This window comes from Kribbella shirazensis (genome assembly GCF_011761605.1).
GTDB classification, from domain to species: domain Bacteria; phylum Actinomycetota; class Actinomycetes; order Propionibacteriales; family Kribbellaceae; genus Kribbella; species Kribbella shirazensis.
In genome coordinates, this window is sequence record NZ_JAASRO010000001.1 from 3,811,989 (window position 1) to 3,825,680 (window position 13,692).

Genomic DNA, 13,692 nt, shown 5'->3' on the forward strand with positions numbered 1-13,692 from the left:
TCTCCAGGCCATCACAATCACCGGATTGCGGCATCGCCCACGCTCGAGAGCGCTGGTCGAAGCCATTTGTGATGGCCTGGAGGCCGCTTACGGTTTGGCGTACTTGCCGACCATGCGGACGAGGGTGTCGGGTGGGACGACCTTGACGTGGGGGGCGAGGCCGTCGACGACTGACAGGACGTTGTCGACGGTCTTGCTCCAGGCGTGCCAGACGACGACGGAGTAGCCGGCGGTGGAGTACGGGTTGCGGGTGGCGTTGTTGAGTTCGGCGGTGACTGAGGCCTCGTCGGCGCCGTCCAGGCCGGACCAGAGCATCGTGCGCGCCGCGATGACCGGCTTGCCCTCGGACCAGACGACCCTGCCTTTGAGGCCGTCGTACCGCGAGTACTCGAGGTAGATCAGCCCGTCGATCTCGGGGTGTTTGAGGTACGACGACCACAGGCGGGTGTTGTCGAACGCGTCGAAGTCGATGATCTGGGCAACGGACAGGTCGGCGCGGCCCATCGCGGTGGCCAGCGACGCGGTGTGCTTGTCGAGCGCGGCGCTCGGGTAGCGGCTGGGGTACATGTAGCCCCCGCCGGACGGACCGACGACCCAGCGGTCCTTCACCGACTGGTCGTAGAACCATCGCATCACCGACGGCGCCAGATCGATCAACGACGGCGAGATGCCCCAGCCCAGCTCCACCTCACCCCGCCGCGGGCTGCCGAACCATCGTGGATCAGTCGGGAAATCTCCGAGCGCCCACTGGATGTTGTCCCCGTCGGTGATCAGGAAGCTCACGTAGTGGGCGTCCGGCTCCGGTTCGAGGGCCCTCCCCCCACCCCCTCCACGCTGTTCGAGCCGGTCTTCGTGGATGCCGGACAGGACGGACAGGTTGCGGGCGTGGTCGGCGGGCAGGGCTTTCACGCCCGCGGCCGAGTTCACGCCGATGAACGCGTCCTCGCCCCGGCTCGCGTCGCCCCAGCCGATGACCGTGGCGTCGTCGTCCAGCGCGTCGACCACCTCGGCGCGGAACTCCGAGTTGCCGTCGAAGAAGGCGAGCGTCCCCGCCATCGTGACGTAGTCCCGGAGCCGCTCCGGGATGTCCGCGCGCTGCTCGACCGCGACGTCGTGCCGCAGCCGGGGCCAGTACGTCTCGAACACCCAGCGGTCGTCCTTGTCCCGCACGTCCAGGACCTTGCGCAATCCGTTCCGGATCGCGAGTGCCTCCAAGCTCTCCTCGATCGCCACGGCACCCGTCACGCCGGCGAGCGTGGTCGCGACGTTGACCGACGGGGTGCCCGTACGGAAGAGAACATATCCGCGAACGCCCGACCGCCAGACGGTTTTCCACAGGTCGCCGGTGCGCACGCCGACGCCGTACCGCGAGACGAGGTCGTCCAGCCAGTACTGATACCCGAGCGTCGGCAGGTTCAGGTAGATCGACTCACCGCCGAGCCGGGCCATCAGGCCCTGCAGCGTCGTCGCCAGCGTCCGCTCGGGCAGGCTCAGCGAGTTCTCGTCGAACACGTTGAGCATGCGCGGCCGCTGCCCCTTGGGGTACGGCGACACGGCGGCGGCCGGACCGGCCGAGGCGAGCGACGGCGAGACGGCGGCGGCGAGGCCCAGGCCTGCGGTGAGACCGAGCGCGCGACGGCGGGAGAGCGTGGAACGGCCCACGCGGGACAGGGGGTCGGACATGTGATGCCTCCAGGGAGCGGCTGGTGGACTGTCCTACGTTGTCAGTTGTCCGGTGACGATGTCACAGCCGTCCCGCCGTCACAAGGCCTCAGTCCGGAATCGGCAGGTGGTAACGCCGAAGAAGCGCAGCCAGGGCGGGTACGCCGGCCGACAGGTCGTAGAGCTCCGCCTGAAGCCCGACCGCCTGCGCGCCGACAACGTTGGCTTCGTTGTCGTCGATGAACAGCACCGACGAGGCCGGTACGTCGATCGCGGTCAGGATCGCCCGGAAGTACGCCGGATCCGGCTTGGCCAGCCCGAGGTCGCACGAGTAGAACGTCCGGTCGAACCATGCGCCGTACCCGCGCTCGTCCTGCATGATCGCCCGCCGGTACCCCTGCTGGTTGGTCGCGAGGTGGCATCCGATCCCGGCCGATCGCAGCGACTGGATCAGGGCCACGACCTCGGGCTCCGCGGCGAACCAGGTCCACGGCTCGAGCGCGTCCTCCACGGGCACCGGCGAGTTCCAGCGCCGCAGTACGTCGGTCAGCGCGTCGCGGAAATCGACCTTGCCGACCAGTGCGGGCTTCTCCGCCGCCATCAGTTCGGCGACGAACAACTCCCCGTCGGACGGGACGAGCGAGGTCAGCCGGGTCCACCAGTCGGCACTGGGACGCTGGATGACACCGTCGGCATCGAAAAGGACGGCGGTCACGGGGCTCATGGGTCCATCTTGTCATCGGAGCCTTGACCGGTTCAGTCGGTATGCGCTTACCTAATGGCTACGTAAACATATGTGGACACCTTCCGGCGAAATCCAACAGAAAGCGCCAGGTGAGGCTATGACCCTGAGCAGAAGGAAGTTCCTCGCGGTCGGCACGTCAGCAGCAGCCGCGGCCGCCGCGGGTCTCACCGGCTGCGGCTCCCGCAGCTCGCTGGGTGGCTCGAACGAGCTCAGCATGTGGACCTGGGTCGGGTCCGTCAACGACGACCTGATCTCCCAGGCGGAGAAGGCGATCCCCGGGTACGACGGCATGAAGCTGGCGATGACCCGGATCGGCACCAACTACAAGACCAAGGTCCTGACCGCACTGGCCGGCAAGTCCCTGGTTCCGGACATCGTCGCGATCAACGACGACGTCGCGACGTACTTCCCGAACGCCGACCAGTTCCACGACCTGTTCGAGCTCGGTGCCAAGGACCTCGAGAAGGACTTCCTGCCCTGGAAGTGGAAGCTCGGGATCACGCCGGAGAACAAGATGATGGCCTACCCGATGGACACCGGGCCGACCGCGCTGTTCTACCGCACCGACATCTTCACCAAGGCCGGTGTCGACATCGATCCCGCCGCGGTCGCCGGGCTGGCACCCGACTGGGACGCCTACATCGAGCTCGGCAAGAAACTCAAGCAGGCCGTGCCCGGGTCCGCGATCACCGACAACATCCAGGGCGTCTACGACTACCGGATGGCGCAGCAACCGAAGCGCTACATGACCGCCGACGGGCAGTACATCGGCGACCAGGAGCACGTCCGGCAGTCGTTCGACCTGGCCGTACGGGTCGTGAAGGAAGGCCTCTCGGCCAACGCGCAGAACTCCAGCGACAAGAACGCGGTCGTCACCAACGGCAAGCTCGTCGCCTACAACGCGGCCGTTTGGTGGGCGCAGCTCGGGCCCAAGAACGCGGCGCCGAAGACCAAGGGACTCTGGCGGGTGACGGCGGCTCCTGGTGGTGCCGGCAACCGCGGCGGCTCCTTCCTCGGCATCACGAAGTACTGCAAGAACCCGGAGGCGGCGTTCGCGTTCATCAGCTGGCTGGAGTCGGCGAAGAACCAGGCCCAGGCGTTCCTCGACCCGGTGCTGTTCCCGTCCACGCCGGCGGCGTACACCGATCCGACCCTGACCGCGCCCGACCCGTTCTTCGGCGGGCAGCGGATCGTCGACGTGTTCGCCGAGTCCGCCAAGAAGTACCCGGGCGCGTACTTCTCGCCGTACGACAGCATCATCGGTACGCCGATCGGCAAGGAGCTGGTGAACATCGAGGCGTCCGGCAAGGATCCCGATCTGGCCTGGAGCGACGCCCAGCGGCAGATCGAACGCGAACTCACCCGAGCGGGGGCGATCTGAGATGGCTGTCACCAGCAAGACGGCTCCGGCGGCGGTGACCGCGACCGCGACCACCGCCGACAAGCCGCCGAACAAGTTCAAGCAGGCGCTCCCGCAGTACGCCGCCGTCTCGCCGTTCTTCATCCTGTTCGCGATCTTCGGCGCGTTCCCGGTGCTGTTCTCGATCTGGATCTCGTTCCACTCCTGGGACGGCATCGGCGAGATGACCTGGGTCGGGCTCGAGCAGTACAACTACCTGCTCAGCGACGCCACGTTCTGGAAGGCGATCGGCAACACGCTGATCATCTGGGTGCTGTCCACCGTGCCGATGCTGCTGCTGGCGCTGGTGATCGCCAACGCGCTGCACAACGCCACCCGGTTCCGCACCTTCTACCGGGTCGCGTACTTCATCCCGAACGTCACCTCGGTGGTCGCGATCACCCTGGTGTTCGGATCGATCTTCAGCAACAACTTCGGCCTGCTGAACGCGTTCCTGCAGTCGATCGGCCTCGGCCAGGTCGAGTGGCTGACCCAGCCCTGGGGGATCAAGATCGCGATCGCGACCATCATCACGTGGCGCTGGGTCGGCTACAACGCGATCATCTACCTCGCCGGCCTGCAGGCGATCTCCGCCGACGTGTACGAGGCCGCGAAGGTCGACGGCGCCAGCTCGCGGCAGACGTTCTGGCGGATCACCGTGCCGATGATGCGGCCGGTCATCCTGTTCACCGCGGTCACCTCGACGATCGGCGGCCTGCAGATCTTCACCGAGTCCCGCGTGCTGTTCGGCGACACCAACAACATCGGCGGCCCCGGCGACGCCGGTCTGACGATCGTCTCGTACCTGTACCAGAGCGCGTTCATCACCAATCAGTTCGGGTACGGCGCCGCGATCGGCTGGGCGCTGTTCGTGCTGATCGTGCTGTTCAGCATCATCAACTGGCGGCTGATCGGCGGCAACGACGACGAACGGCTGACCCGACGCGCCGCTCGGCGGGTGGAACGCCGGATCGCAGCCCAGAATGCCAAGAAGACGGCGGAGAAGACGGCCGCAGCGAAGGAGACCGCAGATGTCCGTTGAGCGTATCCGCACCGTGGTCGGTCACGTCGTGCTGATGCTCGGCGTCGTGGTCTCGCTGTTCCCCTTCTACTGGATGGTGGTGATGGCCTCCAACACCACCCCGGACATCTTCAGCTACCCGCCGAAACTCTGGATCGGCTCGCATCTGTTCGAGAACATGGGCAAGGTGCTGGACAACATCGATTTCTTCGGTTCGATGGTGATCACGCTGATCGCGTCGCTCGGAGTCACGGTGCTGGTGCTGTTCTTCGACTCGCTGGCCGCGTTCGCGTTCGCGAAGTACGAGTTCCCCGGCCGCAACCTGCTGTTCGGCCTGCTGCTCGCGACCTTCATGATCCCGGCCCAGCTGTCGCTGGTGCCGCAGTTCGTGACGCTCGCCGAGTTCGGCTGGATCGGGTCGCTGAAGGCCCTGATCATCCCCGGCGCGGCCAACGCGTTCGGGATCTTCTGGATGCGCCAGTACGCCAAGGGCGCGATCCCCGACGAACTCATCTCGGCCGCCAAGGTCGACGGCGCCGGGTTCTTCCGGCAGTACCTCACCGTCGGCCTGCCGGTGCTCCGGCCCGGTCTGGCCTTCCTCGGCATCTTCACCTTCATCAACGTCTGGAACGACTACCTCTGGCCGCTGATCGTGATGACCGACCCGAACCGCCTCACCCTGCAGGTCGCCCTCGACCAGCTGAACGGCATCTACGGCACCGACTACTCGATGGTGATGGCCGGCGCCCTGATGAGCGTCGTACCCCTGATCGGCGTCTTCCTGATCGGCGCCCGTTCCTTCATCGCCGACCTCGCGGCAGGCGCCATGAAGTTCTGACCGGAAGCTCTACCCAACCGACAATCACACACGGGATTCCTTTTGACTGACCACAAGCTCCGCTGGGGCATCATCGGCACCGGCAACATCGCGTCCCGGTTCGCCAGCCAGGTGCCGACGTCGAAGACCAACGAGGTCGTCGCCGTCGGCAGCCGGTCGCTGGAGTCGGCCGACACCTTCGCCGACAAGTGGGACATCGCCAACCGGCACGGTTCGTACGACGACCTGCTCGCCGACGCGTCCGTCGAGGCGGTGTACATCGCCACACCGCACCCGATGCACGTCGAGTGGGCGATCAAGGCGGCCGAGGCCGGCAAGCACGTGCTGTGCGAGAAGCCGCTCGCGATCAACCGCGCGTGGGCCGAGGCGATGATCGAGGCCGCGGTCCGCAACGACGTCTTCCTGATGGAGGCGTACATGTACCGGTGCCTGCCGCAGACCAAGCTGATCACCCAGCTGGTCCGCGACGGCGAGCTCGGCACCGTGCACCAGATCCAGGCCACGTTCGCGTTCGCCGCCGGGTACCGGCCGGAGAGCCGGATCTTCGCCGACGACCTGGCCGGCGGCGGCATCCTCGACGTCGGCGGGTACCCGGTGTCGATGGCCCGCCTGATCGCCGGCGCGGCGACCGGGCAGCCGTACGCCGAACCGGCCGCCGTGAACGCGGTCGGCCACGTCGGGGAGACCGGCGCCGACGAATGGACGGTGGCGACGCTGTTCTTCGAGGGCGGCGTCACCGCGCAGATCAGCACCGGCGTCCGGCTCGCCGACCAGAACCAAGTCCGGATCTTCGGCAGCGAGGGGTACCTCGTCGTCGAGGACCCGTGGTTCGGCGGCGACGGCAAACCGTCCCACGTCACCCTGCACCGGGTGGGGGAGGAGCCGCGGGACATCTCCGCGGAGCCGGCCCTGATCTACACCGCAGAGGCCGAGGCGGTGCAGGCGGCGATCGCTTCCGGCGCGAAGGAGGCGCCGGAGATGACCTGGGCGGACACGCTCGGGAACCTCACCGTCCAGGATCAGTGGCGGGCGGCGATCGGCCAGCAGTACGCGAGCGAGCGGGACGACGCGATCATCCCGACCGCGACCGGACGGCCGCTGACCAAGCGCGACGACGCCCCGATGACGTACGGCAAGGTGCCGGGCGTCGACAAGCAGGTGTCCCGCCTGGTGATGGGCGTGGACAACCAGCAGTCGCTGACCCATGCGGCGGTGGTCTTCGACGACTTCGTCGAGCGCGGCGGTACGACGTTCGACACGGCGTACATCTACGGCGGCGGACGCGGCGAGAAGCTGCTCGGCCAGTGGATGAAGTCGCGCGGCAACCGGGACGACCTGGTCGTGATCGGCAAGGGCGCGCACACGCCGCACTGCGACCCCGAGTCGATCACCCGGCAGCTGCACGAGAGCCTCGAACGGCTGCAGACCGACCACGTCGACCTGTACTTCATGCACCGCGACAACGAGGACATCCCGGTCTCCGAGTTCGTCGACGTCCTCGACGAGCACTTCAAGGCCGGACGGATCAAGGCGTACGGCGGATCGAACTGGTCCACCGCCCGCTTCGACGAGGCCAATGCGTACGCCGAGGCGAACAGCAAGCAGCCGTTCACGCTGCTCAGCAACCACCTCAGCCTCGCGCGGGCGTACGACGTACCGTGGGCAGGATGCCGGCACGTGGCGGACGACGAGTCGCAGGCCTGGTTGCGGGAGCGGCAGGTCGCGCTGTTCCCGTGGTCGAGCCAGGCGCGCGGCTTCTTCACCGGGCGGGCCAAGCCGGAGGACACGTCGGACCAGGAACTGGTGCGCTGCTTCTACTCCGACGAGAACTTCGGCCGGCTGGACCGGGCGCGGGAGCTCGCCGCGGTCAAGGGAGTGGAGCCGACCGCCATCGCTCTGGCATGGTTGCTGCACCAGCCGTACCCGGTGTTCCCGCTGATCGGGCCGCGGCACGTGAGCGAGACACGCACCTCCACACCGGGGTTGTCGGTCACGCTGACGGACGAGGAAGTGGCCTATCTCACTGGCCAGTGAGGGCTGGACAGCCGAATTGGTCGTGTGCTGACACGCATGTAACATGGTCTGTCGGTGTCACGACCCTGAACACGGAGAATCATGTCTAAGAAGTGCGATGTCTGCGGCAAGCAGCCGACGTTCGGCAACAAGGTTGCCCGCCTGGGTAAGGGCGCGATGATCCGCCGGGTCAAGGCTCGCACGCCCCGGCGGTTCAACCCGAACATCCAGCCGGTCCGGGCGCTCATCAAGGGCACCCCGACCCGCATGAAGGTCTGCACGTCCTGCATCAAGGCCGGCAAGGTCCAGCGCGTCGTCGGCTGACCCTCAGCTTTCCTCCGTGTAGGGCCTTCGAACAGGCGCCCGGGTCCACCCGGGCGCCTGTTCGTGTACCCAAAACGCCCGCGCCGCCCGGCGCGGGCGTTTTCGCGTACTCCCGGCGTACGTTCGCGACACCTCGCGGTATCGGGGAACACGCAGGGGCCTGTTCCCCGACACTGGGAGGTGTCGCAAACACCCGCAGCTGGTTGTGGCGCGGGTCAGCGGCGGTAGGCGATGGCGGTGATCTCGTTGCGGTTGTGGTGGAGTTGGCGGGCGTGCAGTACGTCGTAGCGCTCGCGGAGAACGTCGAGGCCGCGGCGGGTGCCGTCGAGGGGGTTCTTGCCGCCGCCCTTGAGCGTGACGATCGCCAGACCGCCGGGCCGCAGGTGCTCGGCCGCGTCGAGCATCATCCGGGCACTCGTCACCTGGTCCATCCGCATGTCGTTCACCACCACGTCGAACCGGACCCGGTTCGCCGCGAAGAACCGCCCCGCCGTCGTCGCCTCGTGGTGGATCCCCCGATCGCCGCGCAGCCGCGGGTCCAGCGAACCGGGGTCGATCGACCACACCTCCTGCCCGTGCTGCCGCAGGATCCGCGTCCACCCGCCCGGCGAGGCGCCGAGGTCGACGGCCTTCCCGCCAGCCGGCAGCTCCAGCCCGAAGGTCGCGATCGCCTCCTCCAGCTTGAACTCCGACCGCGACACCCGCTCCTCACCCCGAGCCAACCGCATCCGCCCACCCGGCCAGTCCGACAAGCTGTCCGCCAGCCGGTTCAGCCCGATCAGCAGCTGCTTGCCGGCGACGACCCCGGACACGACGACGTCCTGCCCGGCGCGCGTGCTGGTGACGCCACGGCTCGTCAGCGCGTCGGTGATCAGCCGGTGGAACGAGCCCCCGGTGCCGTTGCCTTCGACCCACGTCTGTACGGCGACGGCGCGCACCGCGAGGTCCGCGTGGTCGGCGAGCTCCTCGAGCAGCGTCGTCGCCAGCTCGGACTCGGTCGGCAGGTCGTCCAGCGGGTACCCGGCGATCTCCTCCGTCAGGTGCCGGACGAACATGATGCGGCCCTCGTCACACGCCGCGGCGAACTGCCCGACCGGGACGGCGCTGTCGGCCAGCCGCGCCAGATCCGACCCGAGCCGTTCGAACCGGTGCTCACCGGGCAGCGCCTCGCGGATCTCGCGGACGGCGTACCGGTAGCTGTCCGACGCGAACGAGAACAGAATCGAGCGAGGCACAGCACATGGTAAGCGGACCCGTTAGCCTTCCGGGCGTGGCGGAATTGACGGTCGAGGTGTTGCGGGCGTGGGCCCGGACGGCGCTCGCCGATCTGGCGCGGGCGCGGACCGAGATCGACGAGCTGAACGTGTACCCGGTGCCGGACGGCGACACCGGTACCAACCTCTACCTGACCTGGGAAGCCGCCTGCGACGCGCTGCCCAGGGGCGAGCTGACGTTCACCGAGGCGATCCAGGCCTTCGGCCGCGGCGCGCTGCTCGGCGCCCGCGGGAACTCCGGCGTGATCACCTCCCAGCTGATCCGCGCCTGCGGCCTGCGCCTCGACGAGAACCTGCCCCACGACCGTGTGAACGGCGTCCTCGCCGATCCCCGGATGAGCGAGCCGGCCGCCTTCGCGGACGCGCTGCAGTACGCCGCCGACGCCGCGTACGGAGCGGTCGCGCAACCGGTCGAAGGCACCATGCTGACCGTCGCGCGCGCCGCCGCCTCCGGCGCGATGACCGCCGCGAACGACGGGAAGACCCTCGCCGACGTCTGCCTCGCCGCGGTCGCCTCCGCCCGCCAGGCCCTCGGCCGGACGACCGACCAGCTCGACGTACTGCGGCGCGCGGGCGTCGTCGACGCCGGGGGAGCAGGCCTCGTCGTCATCCTCGGGGCGATGGAGTCGGTGCTGACCGGGCAGCACGTGCGCGTCGACGTACCGGCCAGGGTGGAGCCGCGGGGCGAAGGCGCCGAGAGCCAGGACGGGCCGGCGTACGAGGTGATGTACCTGCTCGACGCGCCCGACGACAAGGTCGGCGACTTCCGGCAGTCCCTGGCCGCGCTCGGCGACTCGGTCGTCGTGGTCGGCGGCGACGGGCTCTGGAACGTGCACGTCCACACCGACGACGTCGGCGCCGCGATCGAGCACGGCATCGACATCGGCCGTCCGCACCGGATCCGCGTCACCCACTTCGACGACCAGGCCCATCATCACGAGCCCCCACCCGGGCGGGCGGTGATCGCCGTCGTCGCCGGCGACGGGCTGGCCGGCCTCTTCACCGAGGCCGGCGCGCGGATCATCCGCGGCGGGCCCGGCCGCCGCTGCTCGACCGGCGAGATCCTGCAGGCGGTCGAGCAGTCGCAGGCCTCGGAGATCGTCATTCTGCCCAACGACCAGGACTCGATCGCGGTCGCGGAGGCAGCGGCCACCGCGGCCCGCCAGGACGGGATCCGCGTCGCGGTCATCCCCACCCGCGCGCAGGTCCAGGGCCTCGCGGCGATCGCCGTGCACGACCCGGAGCGCAGCTTCGACGACGACGTCGTCCACCTCTCGGCCGCGGCCGGGCAGACCCGGCACGGCGCGGTGACCATCGCGGTCAAGGACGCCTGGACGATGGCCGGCCGGTGCCGGGTCGGCGACGTACTGGGCGTCGTGGACGGTGATTTCGCGCTCATCACCGACGACCTGGAGGACGCCGCGCGGCAGGTGGCCGACCGGCTCCTGGGCGGCGGCGGCGAGCTGCTCACGATCGTCACCGGCCGGGACGCCGACCCGCTTCTCGCCGCGGCCGTGGAGCGCCACGTCCGCCGGCAACGCAAAGATGTCGACGTCGTGGTGTACGACGGAGGACAGGACAGGTACCCGCTGCTGATCGGGGTCGAATGAAATCGGATATGGATCGCAAGCTCCGGGACTTTCTCGGCGCCAAGACGGCGAAGTCCTTCGCGGACGTGCTCGGGTTCGAGACCGTCGGCGAGCTGCTGCGCCACTACCCCCGGCGGTACCTGAAGAAGGGCGAGCTGACGCCGTTCGACGAGCTGGAGATCGGCGACCAGGCGACCGTCAACGGGCGGGTCAAGAAGGTCACGGCCCGCGCGCTGGACAGCAAGATCGAGATCAAACCGGACCAGGTCCACCGGTTCCGCAAGCAGCGGACCATCACCAAGGTCGTGGTCACCGACGGCCGCAACGACCTGGAGATCGCGTTCTTCAACCAGCCGTGGCTGCTGACGAAACTCACCCCCGGCACCGCGGCCCTGTTCTGGGGCGAGGTCACGAAGTTCCGCGACATCCTGCAGCTGAAGGGGCCCGGCACCGAGATCCTCGACGAGGAGAACCTCACCGAGGCCGAGATCGAGCGCCGCGCCCGGCCGTTCCGCCCGCTCTACCCCGCGACCTCGAAGTTGTCGACCGCAACGATCGAGCGGTCGATCAAGATCGTGCTGGACAGCCTGGACGAGCGCGTCGAGGACTCGATCCCGGACCTCGTCCTGCGCGACGAGAAGCTGCTCGGACTGCGCGAGGCCCTGCAGAAGGTGCATCTTCCGGACACCGAGAAGGACATCCACGACGCGCAGCGGCGCTTCCGGTTCGAGGAAGCGCTGGTGATGCAGACGATCCTCGCCCAGCGCCGCGCTGTGACGGACGCGCTGAACGCCGTACCCCGGCCGCGGAAGTCCGGCGGGCTGCTGGACGAGTTCGACCAGCGGCTGCCGTTCGAGCTGACCGAGGGGCAGGCCGAGGTGGGGGAGGAGATCTTCGCCGACCTCGCCCGCCCGCACCCGATGCATCGGCTGCTGCAGGGTGAGGTCGGCTCCGGCAAGACCGTGGTCGCGCTGCGCGCGATGCTGTCGGTCGTCGACAACGGCGGTCAGGCCGCGCTGCTCGCGCCCACCGAAGTCCTGGCAGTCCAGCACCACAAGACGCTCACGAAGATGCTGGGAGACCTGGCCGAGCAGGGCATGCTCGGCGGCGCAGAGAACGCCACCAAGGTCGCTCTGCTGACCGGCTCGCTCAACGCCGCAGGACGCCGTACGGCGATGCTCGACGCGGCCGGCGGCGCGGCCGGGATCGTCGTCGGGACACACGCGCTGCTGGAGGACAAGGTCCAGTTCGCGGACCTCGGACTCGTGGTCGTCGACGAGCAGCACCGGTTCGGCGTCGAGCAGCGGGCCGCGCTGAGCGCGAAGTCCGGCGAGAACACCCCGCACGTGCTGGTGATGACCGCGACGCCGATCCCGCGGACCGTGGCGATGACGGTGTTCGGCGACCTGGCCGTCTCGACGCTCACCCAGCTCCCCGCCGGGCGGTCGCCGATCCAGTCGTCGGTGGTCCCCGCCAAGGAGAAGCCCGACTGGTTGCAGCGCGCCTGGACGCGGGTCCGCGAGGAGGTCGGCAAGGGGCACCAGGTGTACGTCGTGTGCCCGCGGATCGGGGACGACGTCAAGAACGCCGGCGACGAGGAAGGCGAGTTCGTCGAGGGCGAGGAGGAGAAGGGCAAGAAGCAGCAGGCCCGCCCGCCGATCTCCGTGCTGCAGGTGGCGGACGCGCTCGGCGAGATCCTGCACGACCTGCGCGTCGAGATCCTGCACGGGCGGCTGCCGGCCGAGGAGAAGGACGCGGTGATGTCCCGGTTCGCGGCCGGCGACGTCGACGTCCTGATCGCGACCACGGTCATCGAGGTCGGCGTCGACGTACCGAACGCCTCGACGATGGTGATCATGGACGCCGACCGATTCGGCATCTCGCAGCTGCACCAGCTGCGCGGCCGCGTCGGGCGGGGCAAGGTGCCGGGACTGTGCCTGCTGGTCACGGATCTGTGGGCCGGTTCCAGGTCGTACGGGCGGCTGGAGGCGGTCGCCTCGACGACGGACGGGTTCGAGCTGTCGCGGATCGACCTGGAGACCCGGCGCGAGGGCGACGTGCTCGGTGTCGCGCAGTCCGGGCGGCGCTCGAGCCTGAAGATGCTCAGCGTGCTGCGCGACGAGGACGTCATCCTCGCGGCGCGGCACGTGGCGACCTCGATCGTCTCGGTCGACGCGGAGCTCGCGGAGTACCCGGCGCTACGAGCAGTCGTCCGCAGCGCGCTGGAGTCCGAGACCACCGAATATCTGGAGAAGACGTGACGCGGATTGTCGGCGGAGCGGCTGGGGGGCGGCGGATCGGCGTACCGGCGGGGAGTGGGACGCGGCCGACCGCGGACCGGGTGCGGGAGGCGTTGTTCTCGTCGCTCGAGGCGGAGTTCGGCAGTTTCCACGGGCTGGCGGTGCTCGATCTGTACGCCGGATCGGGCGCGATCGGGCTCGAGGCGCTGTCCCGCGGCGCCGCGCAGGCCGTGCTGGTGGAGTCGGACCGGAAGGCCGCCGAGGTGATCGCGGCGAACATCAAGGTCGTCGGGCTGCCCGGCGCGAAGGTGCTGACCCGGCCGGTGGAGAAGGTCACAGCGGGTGACGCACCTGCGGTGTTCGACCTGGTCTTCGCCGACCCGCCGTACAAGCTGGAGACCGCCGAGCTGCAGGACGTGCTGACCGGCCTGGCAGCGAACGGCTGGCTGGCCGACGACGCGGTCGTGGTCGTCGAACGCGGCAAGCGGGAGCCGTGGGAGTGGCCCGAGGGGTTCGCCGCGCTGCGGGACCGCAAGTACGGCGAGGCCCGCCTTTGGTACGGTCACCGCCATGAGTAAGGCTCGCCA

At 68.9% G+C, this 13,692-nt stretch carries 11 protein-coding genes; 8 read left to right on the forward strand and 3 right to left on the reverse strand.

The annotated features are described in order from the left end of the window. Positions 1–87: 87 nt before the first annotated feature. Both BJY22_RS18670 and BJY22_RS18675 read right to left on the reverse strand, forming a co-directional pair. Positions 88–1,683: a GxGYxYP domain-containing protein gene (locus BJY22_RS18670; protein ID WP_167208482.1), complete on the reverse strand. Its 1,596-nt coding sequence runs from the start codon at positions 1,681–1,683 to the stop codon at positions 88–90. 88 nt (positions 1,684–1,771) lie between these two features. Next, positions 1,772–2,386, reverse strand: coding sequence for an HAD family hydrolase (locus tag BJY22_RS18675; RefSeq protein ID WP_167208484.1), 615 nt, complete (start codon positions 2,384–2,386; stop codon positions 1,772–1,774). A 118-nt stretch (positions 2,387–2,504) separates the two neighbouring features. Between BJY22_RS18675 and BJY22_RS18680 the strand changes: the two genes are divergently transcribed. The 5 genes from BJY22_RS18680 (at position 2,505) to rpmB (ending at position 8,002) form a co-directional block, all read left to right on the forward strand. Further along, a complete protein-coding gene (locus BJY22_RS18680; RefSeq protein ID WP_167208485.1) occupies positions 2,505–3,788 on the forward strand; it encodes an ABC transporter substrate-binding protein in 1,284 nt (427 codons plus the stop codon). 1 nt (position 3,789) lies between these two features. Further along, complete coding sequence (locus tag BJY22_RS18685) at positions 3,790–4,848, forward strand: carbohydrate ABC transporter permease (RefSeq protein ID WP_167208487.1); 1,059 nt, start codon at positions 3,790–3,792, stop codon at positions 4,846–4,848. Continuing rightward, positions 4,838–5,665, forward strand: a complete 828-nt coding sequence (locus tag BJY22_RS18690; RefSeq protein WP_167208489.1) for a carbohydrate ABC transporter permease — start codon at positions 4,838–4,840, stop codon at positions 5,663–5,665. Before BJY22_RS18685 ends, BJY22_RS18690 begins: the two co-directional genes overlap by 11 nt. A 42-nt stretch (positions 5,666–5,707) precedes the next feature. Beyond that, positions 5,708–7,699, forward strand: coding sequence for an aldo/keto reductase (locus tag BJY22_RS18695; protein WP_167208490.1), 1,992 nt, complete (start codon positions 5,708–5,710; stop codon positions 7,697–7,699). Between the two features lie 81 nt (positions 7,700–7,780). After that, the gene (rpmB, locus tag BJY22_RS18700) at positions 7,781–8,002 is read left to right on the forward strand and encodes a 50S ribosomal protein L28 (protein WP_167208492.1); all 222 of its coding nucleotides are present in this window, start codon (positions 7,781–7,783) and stop codon (positions 8,000–8,002) included. A 215-nt stretch (positions 8,003–8,217) separates the two neighbouring features. Here the strand turns inward: rpmB and BJY22_RS18705 are convergent, their stop codons facing one another. Next, positions 8,218–9,237 carry an SAM-dependent methyltransferase gene (locus tag BJY22_RS18705; RefSeq protein ID WP_167208494.1) on the reverse strand — a complete coding sequence of 340 codons (1,020 nt, stop codon included), beginning with the start codon at positions 9,235–9,237 and terminating at the stop codon, positions 8,218–8,220. A 35-nt stretch (positions 9,238–9,272) separates the two neighbouring features. Here BJY22_RS18705 and BJY22_RS18710 point away from each other — a divergent pair, with 35 nt between their 5' ends. From BJY22_RS18710 to rsmD, 3 genes are read left to right on the forward strand one after another with little or no spacing between them, the layout of a single operon-like run. Next, positions 9,273–10,886 carry a DAK2 domain-containing protein gene (locus BJY22_RS18710; protein WP_337758773.1) on the forward strand — a complete coding sequence of 538 codons (1,614 nt, stop codon included), beginning with the start codon at positions 9,273–9,275 and terminating at the stop codon, positions 10,884–10,886. After that, positions 10,883–13,126 carry an ATP-dependent DNA helicase RecG gene (gene recG, locus BJY22_RS18715; RefSeq protein WP_167208498.1) on the forward strand — a complete coding sequence of 748 codons (2,244 nt, stop codon included), beginning with the start codon at positions 10,883–10,885 and terminating at the stop codon, positions 13,124–13,126. The genes BJY22_RS18710 and recG overlap by 4 nt, the downstream gene beginning before the upstream one ends. Beyond that, positions 13,123–13,683, forward strand: coding sequence for a 16S rRNA (guanine(966)-N(2))-methyltransferase RsmD (rsmD, locus tag BJY22_RS18720; RefSeq protein WP_167208500.1), 561 nt, complete (start codon positions 13,123–13,125; stop codon positions 13,681–13,683). Before recG ends, rsmD begins: the two co-directional genes overlap by 4 nt. Positions 13,684–13,692 lie beyond the last annotated feature (9 nt).

What these genes read in the sequence shown, in the direction of transcription:
- BJY22_RS18670 (WP_167208482.1), bottom strand. Translation starts at nt 1,683, where the DNA reads ATGTCCGACCCCCTGTCCCGCGTGGGCCGTTCCACGCTCTCCCGCCGT.
- BJY22_RS18675 (WP_167208484.1), bottom strand. Translation starts at nt 2,386, where the DNA reads ATGAGCCCCGTGACCGCCGTCCTTTTCGATGCCGACGGTGTCATCCAG.
- BJY22_RS18680 (WP_167208485.1), top strand. Translation starts at nt 2,505, where the DNA reads ATGACCCTGAGCAGAAGGAAGTTCCTCGCGGTCGGCACGTCAGCAGCA.
- BJY22_RS18685 (WP_167208487.1), top strand. Translation starts at nt 3,790, where the DNA reads ATGGCTGTCACCAGCAAGACGGCTCCGGCGGCGGTGACCGCGACCGCG.
- BJY22_RS18690 (WP_167208489.1), top strand. Translation starts at nt 4,838, where the DNA reads ATGTCCGTTGAGCGTATCCGCACCGTGGTCGGTCACGTCGTGCTGATG.
- rpmB (WP_167208492.1), top strand. Translation starts at nt 7,781, where the DNA reads ATGTCTAAGAAGTGCGATGTCTGCGGCAAGCAGCCGACGTTCGGCAAC.
- recG (WP_167208498.1), top strand. Translation starts at nt 10,883, where the DNA reads ATGAAATCGGATATGGATCGCAAGCTCCGGGACTTTCTCGGCGCCAAG.